20 protein-coding genes are annotated in these 22166 nt (G+C 38.4%); 16 read left to right on the forward strand and 4 right to left on the reverse strand.

Features of this window, described 5'->3' with window-relative positions; genetic code table 11:
* The first annotated feature begins 198 nt into the window (after positions 1-198).
* Both rsmD and coaD read left to right on the forward strand, forming a co-directional pair.
* Positions 199-765: a 16S rRNA (guanine(966)-N(2))-methyltransferase RsmD gene (gene rsmD, locus IPU53_RS14735; RefSeq protein WP_207451782.1), complete on the forward strand. Its 567-nt coding sequence runs from the start codon at positions 199-201 to the stop codon at positions 763-765.
* Positions 762-1244, forward strand: coding sequence for a pantetheine-phosphate adenylyltransferase (gene coaD, locus IPU53_RS14740; protein ID WP_207451783.1), 483 nt, complete (start codon positions 762-764; stop codon positions 1242-1244). The genes rsmD and coaD overlap by 4 nt, the downstream gene beginning before the upstream one ends.
* Before the next feature lie 271 nt (positions 1245-1515).
* On the opposite strand, the gene ylbJ is transcribed toward coaD, so the two are convergent.
* Positions 1516-2718: a sporulation integral membrane protein YlbJ gene (gene ylbJ, locus IPU53_RS14745; RefSeq protein WP_396019953.1), complete on the reverse strand. Its 1203-nt coding sequence runs from the start codon at positions 2716-2718 to the stop codon at positions 1516-1518.
* Between the two features lie 114 nt (positions 2719-2832).
* On the opposite strand from ylbJ, the gene IPU53_RS14750 reads away from it, so the two are divergent.
* Positions 2833-3603, forward strand: coding sequence for a patatin-like phospholipase family protein (locus tag IPU53_RS14750; RefSeq protein ID WP_207451784.1), 771 nt, complete (start codon positions 2833-2835; stop codon positions 3601-3603).
* Between the two features lie 449 nt (positions 3604-4052).
* Here the strand turns inward: IPU53_RS14750 and IPU53_RS14755 are convergent, their stop codons facing one another.
* Entirely contained in the window at positions 4053-5261 is a 1209-nt protein-coding gene (locus tag IPU53_RS14755) for a nucleotidyltransferase (RefSeq protein WP_207451785.1), read from the reverse strand.
* 228 nt (positions 5262-5489) lie between these two features.
* On the opposite strand from IPU53_RS14755, the gene IPU53_RS14760 reads away from it, so the two are divergent.
* The 3 genes from IPU53_RS14760 to IPU53_RS14770 all read left to right on the forward strand — a co-directional run bounded on the left by IPU53_RS14760 (position 5490) and on the right by IPU53_RS14770 (position 7346).
* On the forward strand, positions 5490-6029 hold the full coding sequence (locus IPU53_RS14760; RefSeq protein ID WP_207451786.1) for a YceD family protein: 540 nt from the start codon (positions 5490-5492) through the stop codon (positions 6027-6029).
* Positions 6030-6061: 32 nt separating this feature from the next.
* On the forward strand, positions 6062-6235 hold the full coding sequence (gene rpmF, locus IPU53_RS14765; protein ID WP_207451787.1) for a 50S ribosomal protein L32: 174 nt from the start codon (positions 6062-6064) through the stop codon (positions 6233-6235).
* A gap of 538 nt (positions 6236-6773) precedes the next feature.
* The gene (locus tag IPU53_RS14770; RefSeq protein WP_207451788.1) at positions 6774-7346 is read left to right on the forward strand and encodes an RsfA family transcriptional regulator; all 573 of its coding nucleotides are present in this window, start codon (positions 6774-6776) and stop codon (positions 7344-7346) included.
* A gap of 248 nt (positions 7347-7594) precedes the next feature.
* Here the strand turns inward: IPU53_RS14770 and IPU53_RS14775 are convergent, their stop codons facing one another.
* The gene (locus IPU53_RS14775; RefSeq protein WP_207451789.1) at positions 7595-8035 is read right to left on the reverse strand and encodes a DUF4064 domain-containing protein; all 441 of its coding nucleotides are present in this window, start codon (positions 8033-8035) and stop codon (positions 7595-7597) included.
* A gap of 71 nt (positions 8036-8106) precedes the next feature.
* Entirely contained in the window at positions 8107-8580 is a 474-nt protein-coding gene (locus IPU53_RS14780; protein ID WP_207451790.1) for an N-acetyltransferase, read from the reverse strand.
* A gap of 112 nt (positions 8581-8692) precedes the next feature.
* On the opposite strand from IPU53_RS14780, the gene IPU53_RS14785 reads away from it, so the two are divergent.
* The 10 genes from IPU53_RS14785 (at position 8693) to murD (ending at position 21787) form a co-directional block, all read left to right on the forward strand.
* Positions 8693-9634, forward strand: coding sequence for a 2-dehydropantoate 2-reductase (locus IPU53_RS14785; protein WP_207451791.1), 942 nt, complete (start codon positions 8693-8695; stop codon positions 9632-9634).
* An 86-nt stretch (positions 9635-9720) separates the two neighbouring features.
* Positions 9721-11349: a bacillithiol biosynthesis cysteine-adding enzyme BshC gene (bshC, locus tag IPU53_RS14790; RefSeq protein ID WP_242698320.1), complete on the forward strand. Its 1629-nt coding sequence runs from the start codon at positions 9721-9723 to the stop codon at positions 11347-11349.
* A gap of 125 nt (positions 11350-11474) precedes the next feature.
* Positions 11475-11906, forward strand: coding sequence for a division/cell wall cluster transcriptional repressor MraZ (gene mraZ / locus IPU53_RS14795; protein WP_207451793.1), 432 nt, complete (start codon positions 11475-11477; stop codon positions 11904-11906).
* Positions 11907-12027: 121 nt separating this feature from the next.
* Positions 12028-12960 (forward strand): 16S rRNA (cytosine(1402)-N(4))-methyltransferase RsmH, encoded by a 933-nt coding sequence (gene rsmH / locus IPU53_RS14800; RefSeq protein ID WP_207451794.1) that lies wholly within the window; start codon positions 12028-12030, stop codon positions 12958-12960.
* A 134-nt stretch (positions 12961-13094) separates the two neighbouring features.
* Positions 13095-13448, forward strand: a complete 354-nt coding sequence (gene ftsL, locus IPU53_RS14805) for a cell division protein FtsL (protein ID WP_207451795.1) — start codon at positions 13095-13097, stop codon at positions 13446-13448.
* Complete coding sequence (locus tag IPU53_RS14810; RefSeq protein WP_207451796.1) at positions 13445-15604, forward strand: penicillin-binding protein; 2160 nt, start codon at positions 13445-13447, stop codon at positions 15602-15604. The genes ftsL and IPU53_RS14810 overlap by 4 nt, the downstream gene beginning before the upstream one ends.
* A gap of 112 nt (positions 15605-15716) precedes the next feature.
* Complete coding sequence (locus tag IPU53_RS14815; RefSeq protein ID WP_207451797.1) at positions 15717-17630, forward strand: stage V sporulation protein D; 1914 nt, start codon at positions 15717-15719, stop codon at positions 17628-17630.
* A 217-nt stretch (positions 17631-17847) separates the two neighbouring features.
* Positions 17848-19305, forward strand: coding sequence for a UDP-N-acetylmuramoyl-L-alanyl-D-glutamate--2,6-diaminopimelate ligase (locus IPU53_RS14820; RefSeq protein WP_207451798.1), 1458 nt, complete (start codon positions 17848-17850; stop codon positions 19303-19305).
* Positions 19306-19443: 138 nt separating this feature from the next.
* Positions 19444-20418, forward strand: a complete 975-nt coding sequence (mraY, locus tag IPU53_RS14825) for a phospho-N-acetylmuramoyl-pentapeptide-transferase (RefSeq protein ID WP_207451857.1) — start codon at positions 19444-19446, stop codon at positions 20416-20418.
* A 1-nt stretch (position 20419) separates the two neighbouring features.
* Positions 20420-21787: a UDP-N-acetylmuramoyl-L-alanine--D-glutamate ligase gene (murD, locus tag IPU53_RS14830; protein WP_207451799.1), complete on the forward strand. Its 1368-nt coding sequence runs from the start codon at positions 20420-20422 to the stop codon at positions 21785-21787.
* The last annotated feature ends 379 nt before the right edge of the window (positions 21788-22166 follow it).

Below are 22166 nucleotides of genomic sequence, written 5' to 3' on the forward strand. Positions count from 1 at the left end.
AAGATAAACAGTTTGAAGGAGAACTGCATATTTCATTTGTATAGATAATTTAGAATGTGGTAGGATAAAGCGAGACTGTCATCTACGGGTGGCACCGGGATAGAATGTTTTAATAAGAAGACTTTGATTAGGGGGATGAATGTTGGCTAGTATTCTAGCCATAGAAATTATAAGAAATCTATAAAATTTGGTGACGAGATGAGAGTTATTTCTGGAACATTAAAAGGAAGAACGTTAAAAGCAGTACCTGGAAATGGAACAAGACCTACAACCGATAAGGTAAAGGAAACACTATTTAATATCATTGGGCCTTACTTTACCGGTGGTATCACCCTCGATTTATTCGCAGGGAGTGGAGCGTTAGGCATCGAAGGACTAAGTCGCGGAATGGAAAAAGTGATCTTTATTGATAGAGATCGTCAAGCTATTCAAACAATCAGAAATAATGTTCAATATTGCAAAATGAACAGCCAAGTAGAAATCTATCGGAATGATGCAGAACGCGCCTTAAAAGCTTTATTGAAAAGGGATATCCAATTTGATTATATTTTCCTGGATCCTCCTTATCATCGACAAAAATTAGAAGCCATCTTACATACCATTGAAAAAAATAATCTGCTTAAACAGCAAGGAATGATTATAGTGGAACATGATTCTGAACTGCCGCTGCCTACGAGCGTGGGGGAGTTACATTGTGATAAGAAGGGTCAGTTTGGTATCACTGCTCTATCCATTTATAAAGAAGTAGCAAGGGGGACATCATGAAAAATATTGCAGTTTGTCCAGGGAGTTTTGATCCCGTTACAATGGGGCATATGGATATTATTCAAAGAGGAGCAAAAGTATTTGAGGAAGTTCGCGTTGTGGTTTTGAATAATTCTTCAAAAAAGTCTTTGTTTTCTGTCGAAGAGCGATTAGAACTCTTAAAAGCAGTAACAAAGGACTTTGATAATGTTATTGTCGATACATTCGACGGTTTACTTGTTGATTATGCGCAAAAAGTAAAAGCGAAAGCGATTATTCGCGGATTGAGAGCAGTTTCGGACTTCGAATATGAAATGCAAATCACCTCTATGAATCGCGTGTTAAATGAACAGATTGAAACATTCTTTATTATGACAAATAACCAATATTCATTTTTGAGTTCAAGTATTGTAAAAGAAGTAGCGAAATATAAAGGGAATATTTCTGAACTAGTGCCAAAAGAAGTAGAAAAAGCGCTGGAGAAGAAATTTAATAAATAAGCTTTTGAATCGACAGCTGTATTGATCCGTGATTTTTAGTCACTGGATTAATACAGCTTTTTTAAAAAAGATATGAAAGCTCCAAATGTAAAATGCCAACAGAAGAAATCGTCCCTGAACCGGCTTACCTAAATTTGCTGTAAAAGTAGTTCAGAGAAGGTAGCTACGCACACAAATCAGCTGCGAAATTGCGAAAAAGAGTTCATAGGACCGTGAATGCACACAAATCCGTTATGAAATAGTCGAAATTCACCTTCAGCAGATTGACTTTTTATAGTCTACTACTGTTCATCTTTCTTAGGTAGAAGAAAATATAAAATACAAGGGAGAGGATCGTAAATAGTGGTCCAATCTTGCTAAACGCTAGCAATATCGCCTCCCACCAGCGGTCATGCTCTTGAAGAAAGGCAGGTACAGCTGTGTCCATTGCCTGAATATGAAAATAATTAGAAAAAGGCTTCCAAAGTAAGACCGTAAATATACTTGCAAGGAATCCATGTAACACGCGAGCAAAGAAAAACGGTTTATAATCAATATCCGTGGTTGCTAGTATACTAGCAACTTGTGCATGAACACTAAAACCACTAAAACCAAGAATGAAACTCACAATAATCGCTTGTTGCAAGAGTAATGATCCCTGTACTTCACTAGCCATTTGGCTCCCTAATGTGATTTCAAAAATTCCTGCTACTAACGAGTTACCAAATTCTTTTGGCAATTGTAAAATTGGCAAAATGTAATCCAGTATTGACGCGATGGCAGGCGTAAAATGAAGATGGAACAGTAATTTATTGAGCACAGAGAAAAGAATAATAAAGCCGCCAACAACCAGTAAGGTATGAATAGAGGACATGACGGCATCACCTAGAAGTTTTCCAATCGGTTGTTGATTGTGAATTCTCGTTTGGTGCAAAGCTGAAAGAGCTTGAGAAATATTTAGTACTGGCTTTTTTTCTCTTTCCCGCTTTTGTTTTTTTACACCATAGAAGCGCATAATAAAACCTACAAAAAAGTTTCCTAAATAGTGTGCGGCGGCTAGTAAAAGGCCTAAACGAGGATTATTGAAAAAACCTACTGAAACGGCCGCAAAAATAAACAATGGGCTAGATGAATTTGTGAAAGAGACCAATCTTTGTGCCTCGATTTTGGTTAATTGTTTTTCTTCCCTTAATCGAACCGTTAGTTTAGCACCAGCTGGAAAACCAGTGGCCATGCCCATGGCCCAAGCAAACCCTCCAACTCCAGGAACACGAAAAAAAGGTCTCATAAAAGGTTCGAGAAGTACGCCCAAGAATTTAACAACGCCAAATCCAATTAATAATTCGGATATGACAAAAAATGGGAAGAGCGATGGAAAGACAATCTCCCACCACATTTTTAATCCACGTATGGATGCTTTCAATGATTCGTCTGGCATAGCGATCATGGATATGGCCATTAAAGAGACCGATGTTGCTAATAGTAATGTTTTCATTTTTGACAAAGTGAACCTACTCAATACTGTATACCCCCTGTCCAACATCCACATAATCAATATACTCATAAAAACAGCATTTAGACCATAAGATGTTCCAGGAGGCGATGGGGCATGCCGAAGATAGGCTTAGCACTGGGGTCTGGAGGAGCCAGAGGTTTTGCTCATTTAGGAGTATTAAAAATCTTACAGGAGCATTCAATTCCGATTGATATGATCGCAGGAAGTAGCATGGGCGCCCTAGTCGGTTGTTTTTATGCATTTGGCCATGATCTTGAGCAATTAACTAAGCTTTCAATTGCGTTTAAAAGAAACCATTATCTTGATTTCACCATTCCTAAAATGGGATTTATAGAAGGGAAAAGAATAGAGAATCTGATTCATTTATTTATGCATGGAAAAAACCTTGAAGAATTAAATATTCCCGTCAAGGTAATAACAACGGACTTACAGACGGGAAAAAAGGTAGAATTTAGTAAGGGGAATATTGCTCGGATTGTTCGCGCGAGCATTGCGATCCCTGGAATTTTTACACCTGTAAAAATCAACGGTAGACTACTCGTAGATGGCGGCGTCGTAGATAAAATTCCGATTTCCGCAGTTAGGAAAATGGGTGCCGATATTGTTTTAGCTTCAGATGTCGCTATCGTCAACAAAAAGGCGGAAATTACGACAGTGTATGATGTCATTATGCAAAGCCTTGATATTATGCAAACCGAAATCGGAACAGTAAGAGAAAGTGAATCAGATTTAATGCTCCGACCCAATGTGGAAGAATTCAGTGCAAGATCATTCAAAAACATTGAAGAGATTATCAAAAGAGGGGAAGAGGAAACACTAAGACAACTCCCTAAGATTAAACAAATAATACAAGAGTATAAGTAGAAAAGCGGAATCGCCTTGAAAAGCCTCGACAAGCAAATGTTTTGAGCCAAAGAAAGGCGTTCTTTGCCTTACATTGTCTCAGGTTATAGGTGGAACATCGGCTAAGGGCGCCACATCCTGTGGCAACGCCGATGAACTCACCTCCAGTGAGCTTCTCGGGGCTAGGCGCTGGAACTGCATCAAGAAAAGCGGGAGCGGATTGATTTTATCCCGGTGCAACCGTCCGTAAGCCCCCACTTCAAGACTAGGAAATTTCAAAGAAGTCTAAGTGGGGGATAACGGACGCTAACACCCCAATAAGTCTCGCTAACCATCAGTGGGGGAGGAAGAAAACTCCTACTGATGGCAGTCTCGCTTTATGGATGGCCGGCTAAGACTAGAGGCGTGGCAATAATCGCCACGCCATTCTTACTCATATTAGCTTTACACGATCTAGTAGTAATCCGAGTTCATATCATAATAGGCGGTTGCCTATAATCAAGATCGCGCATTTTTGTTCGGTATGGTTCTGGTAATCCTTGTGCATACATATGAGTAGCTTTTATATCCAGCGCTAACATTTGGTTCTGTTGTGCGGAGACCTTAGAAATCAAAGGGATTTGTAAATCCTTTTTTATCGACCTTAAATATTTTTGACCAACATCACTCATGCCAAGGAGACGAATATATTGGGGTTTCCTTCCCAAATCGTGGATTTGCTCTTTCTGGATATTTAGAAGAATTTGAGTTGAGATTCGTTGTAACCTTGTCCATGTATATCTTTTTGTTTTCATTATCTCCATGAAACCTTGGTAGTCTTTAGCTGTTTGAGCGGCTCGGATAAATCGATTTTCAAGCCCTTCCTCCATATCGTAAATGGCTTCTAATTCTTTACTACTCTTAGATAAAATCTGATATTGCAAATAGTCCCAATAATTTTCCCAAGAATGGAGCTGACCAAATTCAACAAGGTAGTGTTGTAATTCGGACAAGCTGGTCTTGGGGATATAGTTTTTAATTGAATCGGTTTGTTCCGTTCGTTGTAATCTATTTCTTATGGAGGTAGCACTTGCTATATTTGTTTCATTCACAGAGGGATCATGATACCCAGCGTTTTTTCTTTTGATCGTAAGAAACCGTAGCTGAGAGTTTATCTCGGAAGCAGCCTCCATATAGTGAAACCCAAGAATATTATTTGGTTTAGATAAATCAATTAAATCTTTCCCTGGATCCAGTGCTTGATAGGCTTTTGATAAAGCAGAGGGATAACTCATTCCCTCTTTTATAAATTCATGAATATATTTTTCGTATTGTAAACGGTGATGATGTACAAAATTGATTGTATTGTGAAAATCAGAAATCTGACCTGATTCACTCCCGAAGCAAATATGACTACAGTTCAATGCATCAAGCAAATAAACGGCTCCATAAGCAAAAATTTCAGCTTTTTGTACTGAAAAAGCGAAGGGTAACTCAATGACAAGGTCAATTCCTGCTGATAATGCCATTTTTGTTCTAGACCATTTTGAAACGAGAGCAGGTTCTCCTCGTTGTAAAAAATTGCCACTCATGATGCATATGGCGATATCAGCATGTGTATCTTCTTTGGCTTTTTGCAATTGGTACAAATGTCCATTATGAAACGGATTATATTCCACGACAATTCCGACTGTTCTCATGATTGCTCCCCCTGCAATTTAACTTTCTATTTATGATACTAAAGGTTGAAGAAAAATAAAAATAATCCTCTTTCATAGAAATGATACATAATATTATTATGGTTAACTAATGAGACTATTTTTCAATTAAGTGGACAAAATAATATGAGAAAGAAAATGTAAAGTACATATATTGACAAACGAAAACCCGGAGGCTATAATTATTCTTGTTGCCAAGAGGTGATAAACATGAAATGGACAGTTTCTCAATTGCGAAATTTACGAGATACTGAAGAGGAAATTAATCAAAAAGTTGATATTACAAACGAGCTTATGAACCGAAATCCTGACATTAGAGAAGCTTCTCTAATCGAGGTTAAGGGGAATATCCAGGTGGATTCTGAGAGCGCCACTTTTCACCTACAATTGAATGGTCATTTAGTTTTACCTTGTTCTCGTACACTAGTGGATACTGATTATCCGATCGATATTTTTTCAACGGAGGTTTTTTCACTTCAAAGATCGGAAGTTCACAGTGAAGATATCGATGAATTTGTTCATGAACCAGAAAATGGAGTAGTGGATTTGCTCCCTGTCATAGAGGAATTGATTCTTGTAGATATTCCTATACAAGTTTTCTCGGAAGAAGCGTTGGCAAGTGCCAAACAATCGGGAAAAGATTGGAATGTTATGACAGAAGACGAATATGAAGCGGAAAAACAGAAGAATAAAAAAGTTGATCCTCGTTTAGCCGGGCTCGCTGCTTTGCTAGAAAACGAAGAGAAATAATACTGTACTTGATTTTAAGGAGGTGGGAATTTATGGCAGTACCAAAAAGAAGAACTTCAAAAACGGCAAAGAGACAACGCCGAACTCATTATAAATTACTAGTCCCAGGCATGGTTGATTGCCCAAATTGCGGAGAAAAGAAACTTAGTCATCGCGTTTGTAAAGCATGCGGAACTTATAAAGGTAATGAAGTTGTGAATAACTAAATGTAAATAAAAAGTGTGTAGAGACCATGGCTCTACACACTTTTTTTAAAGATAAGAAAGTATAAAATTTTGGCTAGTGTTTTGATCTAGCTCCAGCGTCTAGCCCCTCGAGGTCAAATAACCTGAGCCAATAAAAGTCAAAACCGGACTTTTCTTGTCTCAGAACATTTGCTTGTCGGGGCTGAGCAAGGCGCTTGCGCTTTTCTTAATGCCTAGATTATTAATATCGGGGGCGATCCAGCTCCAGTGTCTAGAATGTATCCTTTAATTCCGGTGCAACCGTCCGTAAGACCACACTTCAAGACTAGGAAATTTCAAAGAAGTTTAAGTGGGGATAACGGACGCTAACATCCCGATAAGTCTTGCTAACCATCAGTTGAGGATGAAGAAACCCCTACTGATGGCAGTCTCGCTTTATAAACGGAAGATTCTTTCCAGCTTTTTATTCATTTATGTTGTCTTTCTATCGCTTTTCTCAAAGGCTGATTCTATCTTTCAGTCTAAGAGCATATACTTACAAAAAAGTAGAGGTGATAAAATGACAACTTCACGGCAAGATGCGTGGTCTTCGGATGAGGATCTTCTATTAGCTGAATTAGTGTTATCTCACATACGTAAGGCAAGTACCCAGCTTAAAGCGTTTGAAGAGGCTGGAAAGCAATTGAAAAGAACCGCTGCAGCATGTGGGTTCCGATGGAATTCTAATATTAGGAAGCAATATAAAGGGGAAATTAATCAGGCTAAAAAGGAAAGGAAACAATTAAAAGCGGGAGAGGCTCAAGCAATTACAGTGGATTCACAAAAGTCAGAGAACGCCTCGTTTGAGCAACAGTCATCATCCAGCATATTGGCAAATGCTACTTCACTTCTTAGCGAAATAGAGAAGGAGCTGGCAGGATTAGATTATTATAAATCAAATAATAAACGCTTAAAGGAGGAAGTTCGAAATCTTGAGCTCTTAAACATCGCAGCAAATGAAGAAGTGAAAGAAATGGCTGGAAAGTATCAGCAATTAAAAAAAGATTATCATTCTTTAATGTATCTTTTAGATAAGGCAAGGAAAATAGCAGATGAATTTACGGAAGAAGCGGAGACACAGGATGTAAAATAAGAAGAGGAGCCGAGTATATCCATCGGCTCCTCTTCTGTTGGTCCTATGTTTAACCCGCACTAACGGGCGGTAGTCCCCAACTGTTAAAGTTTCACTTTATCCCGGTGCAACCGTCCGTAAGACCCCCACTTCAAGACTAGGAAGTTTCAAAGAAGTCTAAGTGAGGGATAACCGACGCTAACACCCCGATAAGTCTCGCTAACCATCAGTGGGGGATAAAGAAACCTCCTACTGATGGCAATCTCGCTTTATAAAGTTTGTGATTGGATTGGATCTTCAAGCGGTGGTTTGCGAACAAAACACATAATCCCGGCGATAAGTAGAAGCAAAGCAGGAAGAAAAGCGATACCGATAGAAACGATACCAGTAAGCACAGCGCCAATAATAAACGCCCAGCCGGCTACTTTTGGTTTTTTATCCCCTACAATATTAAAGACCGCAATGATTCCAAGGACAAGCCCGATAATAGATGCGATAATAATTGCCCATCCAGCTCCAGAGAAAATGCTTAAGAAGCTATTCATATCTTCCAATGTTAATGTTGGATCATTCGCAATTGTTGGATCATTAGCCATCTCATTTTTCACGGCATCTGATCCCATAAATACGAAGAACATCCCAATCAAACTGGTTAATGCACTTAATACAACTCCAATAATTCCTAATGTAACCTCACCTGTTCTTTTCAAAAAAATACCTCCTAGATATAAATGTTTACATACTACTATACGACCATCATTTAAAATAGTTTCATATCTTGTTAAAATGATTGGAACGTTACCCCTTTTGGATACCATACAAATGGTTCTTCGCCACGATCACGTTCTATTTCATAATGGATTGGTTCAAAACCCATCCTTTCAAAAAAAGCTCGGGAGTTCATGCGCGGATTTGTTTTAAGCGGCATTTGATAGCTTTTTGCATATTCTATAAGCGCTTTGCCAAATCCCATTTTCTGATATCCAGGTAGGACCTCCAGTTTCCATATTTCTAGATAGTCCTGGGGAGGTTTAAAATATTGATCATATTTAGCAGAATGTTGATACAAACTCATCCTGGCAACTAGTTTATCACCAAAATAGATCCCGTAGAATGGGGAATAAGAATTATCTTCAATCATATTTGATTGCAGGTCTTCAATCATCGATAGCTCTTGTATACCGAACTCTTTAAATTGCTTAAATTCTTCTAGCGTTTTAAAATTAATCTTGAGCTTCTTTACACTTTGTGGCATTTGCACACCTCCTAATCCAAGTATTATATATCTGATATATGCATTTCAATTAGGAATATTATAATATAAAGTTAATAAAAAATCAGTTTATTTGAATGGATGCTATTTTAGAATGAAGGAAAATAAAAATGTAGGTGATGAGATGAAGATAGGTATTCTTGGTGGAGGTGCAGTCGGTCTGTTATTTAGCACCTACCTTAGTTTAAATCATCAAGTTGTATTGCTTACGAGAACGGAGGCGCAGGCTAGGGATATTAATGAAAAGGGGATCATATTGTCAAATTCTCACAAACATATAAAGCAAGAGGTAACGGCTAACGCTAATTTTAAGGAATTGGAAAAGCTGGATCTAACCGTGATTGCTGTGAAGCAATATAATCTTGTATCTTTAATGAAGGATCTCCTTACTGTGCCCGTTGAAACCCCACTTTTATTTATTCAAAATGGGATTGGGCATATTAAATTGTTAGAGACATTGCCACAAGAAACAATTTATGTCGGAACGGTTGAGCATGGGGTGAAGAAATTAGCGGGGAACCATATTCAACATACAGGCGAAGGGGTCACGAATATTGCACTTTTTCGAGGAAATCAAGAAGAAATAAGCTGTTTTCCTAAAAGTGAGGCGAAAGCATTTCCCTTTTGCTTTCATAAAAATTATAAGGAAATAATTCTTGCGAAATTAGTCGCCAACAGCGTAATTAACCCTTTAACGTCCATACTTAAAGTGAAAAACGGTAGCTTGATTGAGAATCCTTATTATTATGAGATATTCAAAAGTCTGCATGCCGAAATATCCTCGGTATTCCCAGAAATAGATCCCAACCATTCATTAGAGAAAGTAATTTATATTTGTCGTAGTACAAAGGAAAACCGTTCTTCTATGCTTAGTGATATGCTGGAAGGAAGAAAGACGGAAATTGATGCGATCCTTGGATCTGTTCTAGAGTATGCTGAAAAAATGGATATGATTTTACCCCTTACTACAATGATCTTTGAAATGATTAAAGGTATGGAGGAGGAAGCCGCCTCTAAAAAGAAGGAAATTTTGTAGAGCCAGTAGGACAATTTAATATCAATTTTTTCTTCATTTTGCTATACTTTTATCTACCTTTACCAATGCATGAAAGGAAGTCATTTATGGAAATTGAAAGCATCGTCATTCCAGCAACGAACGACTTTGCTTCTCTTTATATGGAACAAAAAGAACCCGTGAAAGGTTTTTTTCATTATGATATAACAGAGAACGAGGTTTATAAAAATCGCTATAACGATTTAATGAAGCAGAATTTTAATCGCAAAGCTCTTGCTGCCTGTATCGAAAACTATATGGAGCGTTTCCCAACGTCTGAAGAAACAAGGAAGTCACTTGAAAAATTACAAAATGAGCAATCCACAGTTGTGATAGGAGGGCAACAAGCAGGGTTATTAACTGGCCCGCTTTACACTATACATAAGGTTATCTCCATACTTAAATTAGCCGAACAACAAGAAAGAAATTTAGGAACTCCTGTCATTCCTGTGTTTTGGATCGCCGGGGAAGACCATGATTTTTTAGAAATTAATCATGTGTATACTGAAGTTGGAAATAAGATGAAGAAGGTCAATTTCCCAGAACAAAAGGGCCTGAAACAAATGGCATCTGATATCGTATATGACAAAGAAGAAATGCAAAAATGGCTGGAAACTATTTTTATGCATCTAGGAGAACGTAAATATACGAAAGAAGTGTTCGCTTCTGTACTGGAGGCGAGTAATCGGAGTGAAACAATAACTGATTTTTTTACAACATTGATCATGACGTTATTTAAAGACTATGGATTGTTAGTCATTGACGCAGCGGATCCACATTTAAGAGAGTTGGAAAAGCCAGTTTTTGCAAAAGTGATGGAGCAAGCATCACTGATTACAGAGAAGGTATTAAACCAGCAAGAGCTTCTTGCTGATAATGGATTTAATCGAATGATTGAGATTCATCAACAATCAGCCAATTTATTTCTGTATGAGGGAAAGGAACGTCTCTTATTGGATTATGATTCCCAACTAGATCGATTTAAAGTTGAAAAATCAGATTGGCAAATGGATCGCCAAGATTTGTGTAAAAAGCTTCAAGAGACCCCGGAGCTTTTTAGCAATAATGTCGTCACCAGACCGCTGATGCAAGAGTTTTTATTCCCTTCTCTTGCATTTATTGCTGGACCCGGGGAAATTGCCTATTGGGGTGAGTTAAAACAAGCATTTGAATTATGGGATATGAAAATGCCGCCCCTAATACCGCGGATAAACATTACTTTTATTGAATCAAATATTGAGCGAGACGTACATGATTTACAATTAACGATCGAGAATGTTTTAAAAAATGGAGTAGAGAAACCAAAAAAAGTCTATCTTGATTCTGTGACAGACCAACATTTAGAAACGATGCTGGACGATATCAATCAGTACATGGAAGAACGATATCAATCCATTTTCGAACGGCTTGATGATACAGAACGCGGGCTTTTACCTCTTGCACAAAAAAATCTTACCTTTCATACAAAACAAATTGAGTTTCTAAAAAAGAAAGCAGATTGGTTTGTGCAAGAAAGGTATAAAAGTGAAGTGGCAAAATATGAGCGTGTTGAAAGGTCACTACGCCCGAATGGCAGTCCTCAGGAAAGGATATGGAATATCTTTTATTATCTAAACGAAAGAGGAGACCAATTTATCCACCAATTAATGTCCTTGCCATTTGAATTTGATGGAAAGCACAAAATTATTAAAATATAGATTTTTAGGGCTTCTAATCAGTCGACTATTCGGCGATTAGAAGTCTTTTTTATTTGTGAAGAAAAAAAGGTGGTGAAAAGTGGTAGGTTGTGGTAAATTAGAGATAGAAAGTGGGGGCATGTCTCATGTTCATGGGAGAATACCAACATAACATTGATACGAAAGGGCGATTAATCGTCCCATCAAAATTCCGAGACTCTCTTGGAGAATCCTTTGTTATTACAAGGGGTCTTGACCAATGCTTATTTGGATATCCTCTTAATGAATGGCGCCAATTAGAGGAAAAGTTAAAAACCTTACCGATGACCAAAAAAGATGCACGAGCTTTTACGCGGTTTTTCTTCTCTGGAGCAATTGAATGTGAGATCGATAAACAAGGTAGAATCAACCTCCCCACCACACTGATTGGTTATGCAAAATTAGAGAAAGAATGTGTAGTTTTAGGCGTTTCCAATCGAATAGAGATTTGGAATAAAGGAATTTGGGAAGAATACTTTACAGAATCAGAAGAATCATTTGCAGAAATTGCTGAGAATATGATTGATTTTGATATTTAATTTACTAATAGTGCGTGTTCAAAAAGAAGGATAAAAGACCAAGTCGGCGACTACGCTGATGTCCGGAAGTTTTGAACATCCTATAATACAACTAGGGGTTAGGGGAAGAATAGGGGGCATCATGTTTAAACATACGACAGTCTTATTAAATGAAGCATCGGAAGGACTGAACATTCACCCTGAAGGGGTATATGTTGATTGTACTTTAGGTGGTGGCGGCCATTCCCAAAAAATCCTTTCACAGTTATCGAACCAGGGAAAATTAATTGCGTTTGATCAAGACGAAACAGCGATTTCCCATGTAAGAGAAACACTCTCTCATGAGCAGGACAAGCTCATATTGATCCAAAGTAATTTTGTTCATCTCCAGGATCGACTTGCTGAGCTTGGAATACAAAAGGTAGACGGGATATTATATGATTTGGGGGTTTCTTCCCCACAGTTAGATGATCCTGAGCGAGGCTTTAGTTACCATCACGATGCACCACTTGATATGAGAATGGACCGCAGTAGTGCTGTTTCAGCTTATGAAGTTGTAAATGAGTGGTCATATGGTGATATGGTACGAATTTTTTTCAAGTATGGTGAAGAAAAATTTTCAAAGCAAATTGCGAGGAAAATTGAAGCTGCTAGAGAAAAGGCACCAATTGAAACAACAAGTCAATTAGTTGAACTTATAAAAGAAGGAATACCAGCACCTGCCCGCAGAAAAGGTGGACATCCTGCTAAAAGAATCTTTCAGGCGATTAGAATAGCGGTGAATGATGAGTTGCATGCATTTGAAACTTCGCTACAACAGGCGATTGAATTGCTTCGGCCAGGTGGCAGAATCTGTGTGATTACATTCCACTCTTTGGAAGATCGAATTTGTAAAACGGTCTTTAAGGCAGCAAGTGAAGGGCCGCCATTACCACCGGGGATGCCAGTCATACCCGAAGGCTATGAGCCGATACTACAATTGGTTAACAGAAAACCCATTAGCCCAAGTGAAACAGAATTAGAGGCTAATAATCGTGCTAGATCAGCAAAATTAAGGATTGCTGAAAAAAAATAGTACATATAGTACGTGTTCAAAGAGAGCGGTAAAGGGCCGAGGCGTTCTCGTAATCGAGTAAAGTGTCTTTTACCGGACTTTTTGAACATCATCATAATATAAAAGATAATTATGGAGATGGAGGGGACTTTTATTTGAGTAATTTAGCGCGGAAACAATATCAGTATCAACCAGCACAACAGCCTGAAAAAGAAATAAAAAAGGTTAAACGACATGCCAAGATCACTCCTGGTGAGAAAGTCCTTGCTTTTTTATTAGTCGCTTTTCTGGCAATTATGTCCATTCACATTATTTCAGCGAATGCACAAGTATATGAAGTGAATCGAGATGTGGAAGATGTGAAGACGGCTATTCAGGAACAAGAAAAGGTTAATAGTGAACTTGAAGCACAAGTGAAGGAAATGAGCAGATACGAAAATATTAAGAAAATAGCAGAGAAAAAAGGACTTAATTTAGACGGAAATAATGTCAAGGTTGGAGAAAAATGAGTAACCATAAAAAGAATAGAAATATAGGAGCAGCAGTATTTTTTATTATATTTAGCCTGCTCTTTTTTGTATTAATTGTTAGGTTTGTGACCATTCAGACAACAGGAAAAGTGGAGGGCAAGGTATTAGCCACAGAAGCGAAGGAATTATATTCACGTGAAGGCGTTCTTCCAGCGCAGCGTGGTTCAATTTTTGATCGCAACGAAGAGATTATCGCAGAAGACTCAGAGTCTTATACATTAGTCGCGGTATTAGATGAATCATTAACGGAAGATAAAAAGAACCCGAGACATGTCGTTGATCCTTCGGAAACAGCGAAGCAATTAGCCGAATATATCGATATGGAAGAGGCCGATATTTATGCGGCTTTAACGAAAAAAGCCAAACAAGTGGAGTTTGGGAAAGCTGGGAAAGATCTATCCCATAGTGTAAAAAACAAGATCGAATCCCTGAATTTGCCAGGTATTGGATTTTTAAAGGATACGAAAAGATTCTATCCAAACGGCGTTTTTGCTTCTCATCTTATTGGTTATACACAAGAGATCGAAGAAAAGGGAGAAAAAAAGCTGACTGGAACGGGATTAGAAATGAGCTATAATGATCTTTTGAGTGGGAAAGATGGTTCCATTCAATATGAAGGCGATGTTTGGAACTATATATTACCAAACTCAGAGAAACATATTAAAGAACCTGAAAATGGCCAGGATATATACTTAACATTAGACAAAAAAATCCAGACCTTTTTAGAAGATGCGATCAGTCAAGTAGATGAAAAGTATTCTCCTGAAAGAATAATGGCGGTTGTAGCAGAGCCAAAAACTGGGAAAATCTTAGCTATGGGACAGACCCCCACTTTTCATCCAGAGACAAGGGATGGAATTGAGAAATCTTGGCATAACGAAGTGATTGAAACAAGCTATGAACCTGGCTCTACGATGAAGGTCTTTTCATTAGCTACAGCGATTGAAGAAGGAGTTTTTAAACCAGATGATACATTTTCTTCTGGTAAATACAAAGTAGATCGCCAAAGTACAATAAAAGATCATAATAGTGGTGAAGGATGGGGAACCATTTCTTATTTAGAAGGTGTACAACGCTCATCCAATGTAGGTTTTGCCTATTTACTCGAAGAAATGGGCACAAAAACTTGGCGTGAAGCGATGGATGATTTCAAATTTGGACAAAGGACCAATATTGGCTTACCCAATGAGGCAGCCGGCAAGATTCTCTATCGGTATCCTATTGAAAAGGTCACGAGCGTATTCGGACAAGGTACAACGGTCACTGCCATTCAAATGGTTCAAGCCATGACCGCTATTGCCAATGAAGGCGTGATGATGAAGCCGTATGTCGTTGATAAGGTTGTAAATCCCAATGATGGGACTATTCAAGAAACAAAGCCTGAGGTAGCAGGCAAGCCGATTAGCAAAGAAACCGCCAAAGAAGTAATAGATGTGTTAGAAACGGTGGTCACTGCTAAAAATGGAACAGGAAAAATGTATAATATTGAAGGCTATCAAGTAGCAGGAAAAACAGGAACAGCGCAAATAGCAGGACCGACCGGATATCTGACAGGGGATGATAATTTTATTTATTCGTTTCTTGGCGCTGCACCTGCTGATGATCCACAGCTAGTGATGTATGTAATGGTTGATCGCCCGAAATTAGATGGTGAAAATGGAAGTAAACCTGTTTCGATGATTTTTAATACCGTTATGAAAAGTAGTTTACAATATTTAAATATCAAACCAGAAGAATTTGGTAAGGCAAAAACGGTAAAACTGTCTGATTTCTCCGAAATGAGCTTGGATGAAGCCAAGAAATGGGTGAAAGACAAAGGTCTGAAGCCGATTGTATTAGGCGAAGGAAAAAAGATCGTGCAACAATCACCACTTCCTGAAGAGACATTAATTGTTGGTGAAAAGGTCTATCTTAAAACAGAAGGTCCGACAACCATCCCTAATATGGAAGGATGGTCTAAGCGCGAAGTGATCAACCTTTCTGAAATGGCCGATATAACCATCAATATTAAAGGAGAAGGCTATGTAGTAAAACAAAGTGTTGAGCCAGGAACAGAGCTGAAATCTGAGGAAACAGTGGAGATTGAGTTTCAATCTCCCAGAGAGGCATTGAATAAGAAAAAAGCAGATGAATAATGTAAGGTTATTTGGAGGGTGCCTATGCATCCTCTTTTTTTTGCCGAATCGTTCTAGGGTAGTGGAATTTCGCATATAGTGGAACGAGCCCTGGAAAGAGGAGGTCCTTTTTTTGAAGCGAGTATCCGCAGTAACTGTAAGGAAAAGACTGTCGTTTATATTAATAGCTGGACTGTTTGTCTTTTTTATTATTGATATTCGATTAGGCTATGTTCAGTTTGGCATGGGAAACGATTTAACAAATCTTGCGAGAGATTCATGGAGTAGAAATATACCATTTGAACCTGAACGAGGAAAAATAGTGGACAGGAATGGTGTTTCTATTGCTGAAAATAAATCTGCGCCAACAGTGTATGTTATTCCGAGACAAATAGAAGATCCGGCCGGAACAGCTGAGAAGCTCGCAACAGTATTGGATGGTTCTAAAGAAGAGATTTATCAACGAGTTTCTAAGAATTCTTCTATTGAAAGATTACCTGAAGGAAGAAAAATAACCTTTGAGAAAGCAAAAGAAGTTCAAGCCTTGGATTTAAAAGGGGTTTATGTTGCGGAAGATTCGAAGCGTCATTACCCATTTGGAAAATATTTATCCCATGTGTTGGGGTTTACGGGTATAGATAATCAAGGTCTTGCCGGATTAGAATTATATTATGATAAAGAACTACAAGGAGAGAAGGGGTCCGTGCAATTCTTTTCAGATGCGAAAGGAAAGAGAATGCCAGAAATGTCAGATGAATTCGAACCTCCCCAAGATGGTTATAATTTAAAATTGACGATTGATACCAAAATTGAATCGATCATTGAAAGGGAACTCGATAATGCCGAGGCATTATATAATCCTGATGGGATTATTTCCATCGCCATGGATCCGAATACAGGAGAGATTTTAGGAATGTCTAGTAGGCCTTCCTTTGATCCTGATGATTTTCAAAATGTTCCACAGGAAGTATATAATCGAAATCTACCAATTTGGAGTACGTACGAGCCTGGGTCAACCTTTAAAATTATTACATTGGCAGCTGCGTTGGAAGAAGGAAAAGTGAACTTAGAGGAAGAGCATTTTCATGATCATGGTTCGGTTAAAGTAGGAGGTTCCAAGCTCCGATGCTGGAAAAGTGGCGGGCATGGAGATCAAACATTTCTTGAAGTGGTGGAAAACTCCTGTAATCCAGGTTTTGTCGAGTTGGGACAAAGACTAGGAAAAGAAAAATTATTTGATTATATTCGTGGTTTTGGTTTTGGCGAGAAGACAGGGATTGATTTGGCAGGAGAAGGAACAGGGATTTTATTTGCTTTGGATCAGGTGGGTCCTGTTGAATTAGCGACAACATCGTTTGGGCAAGGAGTTTCCGTCACACCTATTCAACAAGTAGCGGCTGTTGCAGCTGCAGTAAATGGTGGAACCTTGTACCAGCCTTATATTGCTAAAGAGCTTGTAGATCCGCGAACAGGAGAAGTTGTGATGCGCAAAACCCCTGTTGCTAAAAGAAAGGTGATCTCGGAGTCTACTTCAAAAGAAGTAAGACATGCACTCGAGAGCGTTGTTGCACAAGGGACAGGTGGGAATGCATTTGTAGAGTCTTATCGTGTTGGTGGGAAAACGGGTACGGCCCAAAAGGCAAAAGATGGCCGTTATTTAGAAAACAATTATGTTCTCTCGTTTATTGGATTCGCTCCTGCAGATGATCCACAAATCGTTGTCTACACAGCTGTCGATAACCCCAAAGGGACTGTTCAATTCGGTGGAACGGTAGCAGCACCGATCGTAGGTAAAATTCTCGAAGATTCATTGCATGCTATGGGTGTCGAGCCTCGTGAAAATCAAATAGAAAAAAAGAAAAAATGGAATGACCCTGTTATGCTCACAGTACCAGATTTACAGGGGATGACAATTAAAGAAATTCAACAACAACAGTATAACTTAATACTTCAAACAAGTGGTGAGGGCACAAAGGTCGTTCAACAAAGCCCGAAACCAGGTGCAAAGGTGGAAGAAGGCTCCGCCATTAGAGTCTATCTTGAGTGATCTCGTTTCAACGTCTAGTAACGAGCGGCATGATTCATTCATGACCGCTTCTTCAAGTGGTTAAAAAATTTATTTTAAAAATCATGCTTCAAGGATAGCTTCAAATTCAATTATTATGTAAAATAGATAAGAATGTTTTTTTTACAACAGGATATATGGCATTCTAGCTTATATAATGGGAAGAATTTGTTCGCTGTTATGAAAGGATTGAAGAACATTGAATTTGCGTACGCTATTACAATCACTTCCATTTATTGGGGTACCGGAAGAAAATAACGAAATAACCGGAATATCGAATAATCATCAAAAAATAGAAAAAGGGCATTTGTTTATTTGTATAAAAGGTCATGCTTTCGATGGTCATAATTTTGCTGAAGAGGCCGTAAATAATGGAGCCGTAGCAGTTGTTGCTGAAAAACCTTTACAGGTAGGAGTGCCTGTTATTTTGGTTAAAGATACAAAAAAAGCGATGGCCATACTCGGAGATGCCTTTTATCACCATCCAAGTCAAAAAATTCATTTGATTGGGATTACCGGAACAAATGGAAAAACCACAACAAGCCATATGATTGACTCGATCTTTCATGATGCTGAACAGGAAACAGGCTTAATCGGAACCATTAATATCAAGATAGGCAGTAAAGTGTTAGAAACGAAAAACACCACGCCGGATAGCTTGGAACTACAAAAAGTTTTTCATGAAATGGTCGAGGAAAAAATAGACACTGCCATTATGGAGGTGTCATCTCATGCCTTAGTGCAAGGGCGAGTCAATGGCTGCGATTATGATGTAGCTGTATTTACAAATCTTTCTCAGGATCACCTTGATTATCATCATACGATGGAAGAGTACAGAAGGGCAAAAAGTTTATTGTTTTCTAAACTAGGAAATACCTATTCAACTAAACACCCTAAATTTGCTGTACTGAATGCTGATGATGAGATTTCGAAATCCTTTGCTTCAGAAACATCCGCACATGTAATCACATATGGGGTTAAAAAATCAGCTGATTTTCAAGCTGATTCCATTACGTATCATAGTAACGGGGTTACATTTACTCTTCTTTCTCCGGAAGGGAAAAGGGAGGTACACTTACCATTAGCAGGGGAATTTAATGTGTATAATGCCTTGGCAGCTATTGCAACAGCTTATGTATCCAATATCCCTTTCCAAGACATTGTCAAATCGATTGAACAGATAAAGGGTGTCCCAGGACGCTTTGAATTAGTGGATGGTGGACAAAAATTTTCCGTCATTGTTGATTACGCTCATACTCCAGATGGATTGGAAAATGTTTTAAGAACGATTCAACAGTTTGCTAAAAAACGTGTATTTTGTGTTGTTGGCTGTGGTGGGGATCGAGACCCTTCCAAGCGTCCATTAATGGCCAAAATTGCTTGCAAATGGGCGACAGATCCTATCTTCACGTCAGATAATCCTCGGACTGAAGATCCAAATGTCATCATTGAAGACATGAAAAAAGGAGTAGAAGGGGAGCAATTTATCATTGAGCCTGATCGAAAAAAGGCGATTGAGTGTGCCATCGGATTAGCCAAAGCAGGCGATGTCGTTCTTGTGGCAGGAAAAGGGCATGAAACGTATCAAATCATTGGTGATCAAGTGCATGACTTTGATGATCGCTTAGTTTCTTTGGAGGCTATTAGGAAGAGCTAGAGGATACTTGCGAGTATAAGTAAAATTTCTATAAATATAAAAATAAAAAGCTGATTCACAATATGATGATGACGATTTATCATGTATAATCATTCATTAAAAGAAAAACAGCGTTTGGAATTGGAGAGCGAAGAAATGATGATGGAAAGAGTTATTTTATTTTCCTTACTTATTAGTTTTCTTATTACTGTCTTACTTTCTCCGATCTTTATCCCGTTTTTAAGAAGACTTAAATTCGGGCAAAGTATTCGGGAAGAAGGACCGAAATCACACCAAAAGAAGAGTGGAACCCCAACAATGGGAGGGATATTGATTGTCCTATCCACTTTGATTACTACATTGATCATGCTTTGGAAATTTTCACAGCCAAGCTGGGAAATTTATTTATTATTGTTTGTAACTTTAGGTTATGGATTACTCGGTTTCTTAGACGATTTTATAAAAATTGCCTTTAAAAGAAATTTAGGATTAACATCACTGCAAAAATTGATTGGTCAAATTGTGATTGCTATTATTTTTTATATTGTCTTGAGAACAAATGAAATTTCAACTGCTATTGCCATTCCCATGACTGATTTCAGTATAGACCTTGGCTGGTTTTATGCAGTATTTATTGTTTTTTGGCTAGTAGGATTTTCCAATGCAGTAAATTTAACAGATGGCTTAGATGGATTGCTTTCTGGAACAGCTGCTATTGCTTTTGGTGCATTTGCCATTGTGGCATGGAGCCAATCGCAATTTGATGTTTCCATTTTTTCCGTTACCATTGTTGGAGCAGTTCTAGGTTTTCTTGTATTCAATGCCCATCCTGCAAAGGTGTTTATGGGAGATACGGGTTCACTAGCTTTAGGTGGAGCAATTGCCGCTATTTCCATTTTATTAAAGGCGGAGATTATTTTACTTGTTATTGGAGCTATCTTCGTAATTGAAACTCTATCTGTTATATTGCAGGTCGCATCCTTTAAAACAACAGGAAAAAGAATTTTCAAAATGAGTCCTTTACATCACCATTATGAATTATCTGGTTGGTCAGAGTGGCGCGTTGTTGTAACTTTTTGGGTTGTTGGACTTCTTTGTGCCGTTTTAGGAATTTATGTAGAGGTGTGGTTGTAGAGTGAAAAATATCAAAGAATATCATTACAAAAAAGTATTAGTGCTAGGACTCGCAAAAAGTGGTGTCGTAGCAGCCTCTCTATTACATCAGTTAGGTGCTTTCGTCACAGTGAATGATTTTAAGCCATTTGAAGAAAATCCAGATGCGCAAGGATTACTTGAGCAGGGGATAAAAGTGATTTGTGGGAGTCATCCAGTTGAACTATTGGATGAGGGGTTTGAATTGATCGTGAAAAATCCGGGAATCCCATATTCTAATCCCATTATTCAAGGAGCTTTGGAAATGGGCCTGCCAATTATAACGGAGGTCGAACTTGCATCGCAAATTGCTGAAGCTGATATCATCGGTATTACTGGTACAAATGGTAAAACCACGACTACCACTTTAATTTTCGAGATACTTAAAGAAGCGAATAAACAACCGCTTATTGCCGGAAATATTGGAACTGTGGCATCTGAAGTAGCACAAATAGCAACCGCAAATAATACAATGGTCGTGGAATTATCTTCCTTTCAATTAATGGGAATTGAAAGTTTCAGACCTCATATTGCTATTTTGACAAATTTATATGAGGCACACTTAGATTATCACAGTTCTTGGAATGAATATGCACAAGCAAAAATGAATATTACTAAAAACCAAACTTCAGATGATTATTTAATAGTGAATGCAGACCAAGAGGTATTAGTAAACTTGGCGCAAACAAGTCATGCGCAAATCATTCCATTTTCCACAAAAAGCTATCTTGAACACGGCGCATCTGTCTATGAAGGGAAGCTAATGTATGACCAAGAAGAGATCATGAATATATCAGAAATTGCTTTACCTGGTGCTCATAATCTAGAAAATATTTTAGCGGCGACGATCGCTTCTAAATTAAAGGGTGTTGGAAATAAAGTTATTGTGACGATTTTATCTACTTTTACAGGTGTGAAGCATCGTACGCAATTTGTGGCAGAATTCAATCAAAGGCGATTCTATAATGATTCAAAAGCGACCAATATATTGGCGGCTTCAAGCGCTTTAAGTGCTTTTACCGACCCTATCATCCTTCTAGCAGGTGGTTTAGATCGAGGGAATGAATTTGATGAGCTTATTCCTTCTTTAACAAATGTAAAAGCTCTTGTTCTATTTGGTCAAACTGCAAAAAAAATAGAAGAGATGGGAAAAAAGGCAGGGATACAAACGATTATACATGTCGATAATGTAGAAGAAGCTGTTCCTGCAGCCTATGAAATATCTAACCGCGGAGATGTTATTTTACTTTCACCAGCATGTGCTAGTTGGGACCAATATAAAACTTTTGAAGTTCGCGGTGATATTTTCATTGAGGCTGTGCATAAACTGGAAGAGAGCAATAATTTTTAGGGGTCATCAGTAGAGAGGCATATACATCCCTTAAAATGTATGTTCAAAAAGGAGAATAAAAAGGACCAAGTCGGCGACTATGCTGACGTCCTGTCAGCAACACCGACACTAGTACATCCTGTACGTCGAAAGTTCGAGGCGGCGCAGTTTCGAGCAGCGGAATGTATCCATTTAGATACATGAGCATAAGGAAAGCATCCCTGAATCCGCATCGCACGAAGGAAAAGTGGTTTTCTTTTCCAAGGAGCGGAGAAACAAGCCAACGAGCTTCCACAGGAGGTGGTGACTTCTATATTGCCCGCAGACGTGTCGGTACTTAGTCGAAGATCCTTATATCCCGCAGTGTCATTTTTACCGGACATTTTGAACATCCTCCTAA

It is taken from the genome of Bacillus sp. SD088 (assembly GCF_017355205.1).
Taxonomy (GTDB): Bacteria; Bacillota; Bacilli; order Bacillales; family Bacillaceae_C; genus Lederbergia.

Coding starts and splice junctions, on each gene's coding strand:
- rsmD (WP_207451782.1), top strand. CDS start 199: ATGAGAGTTATTTCTGGAACATTAAAAGGAAGAACGTTAAAAGCAGTA.
- coaD (WP_207451783.1), top strand. CDS start 762: ATGAAAAATATTGCAGTTTGTCCAGGGAGTTTTGATCCCGTTACAATG.
- ylbJ (WP_396019953.1), bottom strand. CDS start 2,718: ATGAAAACATTACTATTAGCAACATCGGTCTCTTTAATGGCCATATCC.
- IPU53_RS14750 (WP_207451784.1), top strand. CDS start 2,833: ATGCCGAAGATAGGCTTAGCACTGGGGTCTGGAGGAGCCAGAGGTTTT.
- IPU53_RS14755 (WP_207451785.1), bottom strand. CDS start 5,261: ATGAGAACAGTCGGAATTGTCGTGGAATATAATCCGTTTCATAATGGA.
- IPU53_RS14760 (WP_207451786.1), top strand. CDS start 5,490: ATGAAATGGACAGTTTCTCAATTGCGAAATTTACGAGATACTGAAGAG.
- rpmF (WP_207451787.1), top strand. CDS start 6,062: ATGGCAGTACCAAAAAGAAGAACTTCAAAAACGGCAAAGAGACAACGC.
- IPU53_RS14770 (WP_207451788.1), top strand. CDS start 6,774: ATGACAACTTCACGGCAAGATGCGTGGTCTTCGGATGAGGATCTTCTA.
- IPU53_RS14780 (WP_207451790.1), bottom strand. CDS start 8,580: ATGCCACAAAGTGTAAAGAAGCTCAAGATTAATTTTAAAACGCTAGAA.
- IPU53_RS14785 (WP_207451791.1), top strand. CDS start 8,693: ATGAAGGAAAATAAAAATGTAGGTGATGAGATGAAGATAGGTATTCTT.
- bshC (WP_242698320.1), top strand. CDS start 9,721: ATGGAAATTGAAAGCATCGTCATTCCAGCAACGAACGACTTTGCTTCT.
- mraZ (WP_207451793.1), top strand. CDS start 11,475: ATGTTCATGGGAGAATACCAACATAACATTGATACGAAAGGGCGATTA.
- rsmH (WP_207451794.1), top strand. CDS start 12,028: ATGTTTAAACATACGACAGTCTTATTAAATGAAGCATCGGAAGGACTG.
- IPU53_RS14810 (WP_207451796.1), top strand. CDS start 13,445: ATGAGTAACCATAAAAAGAATAGAAATATAGGAGCAGCAGTATTTTTT.
- mraY (WP_207451857.1), top strand. CDS start 19,444: ATGATGGAAAGAGTTATTTTATTTTCCTTACTTATTAGTTTTCTTATT.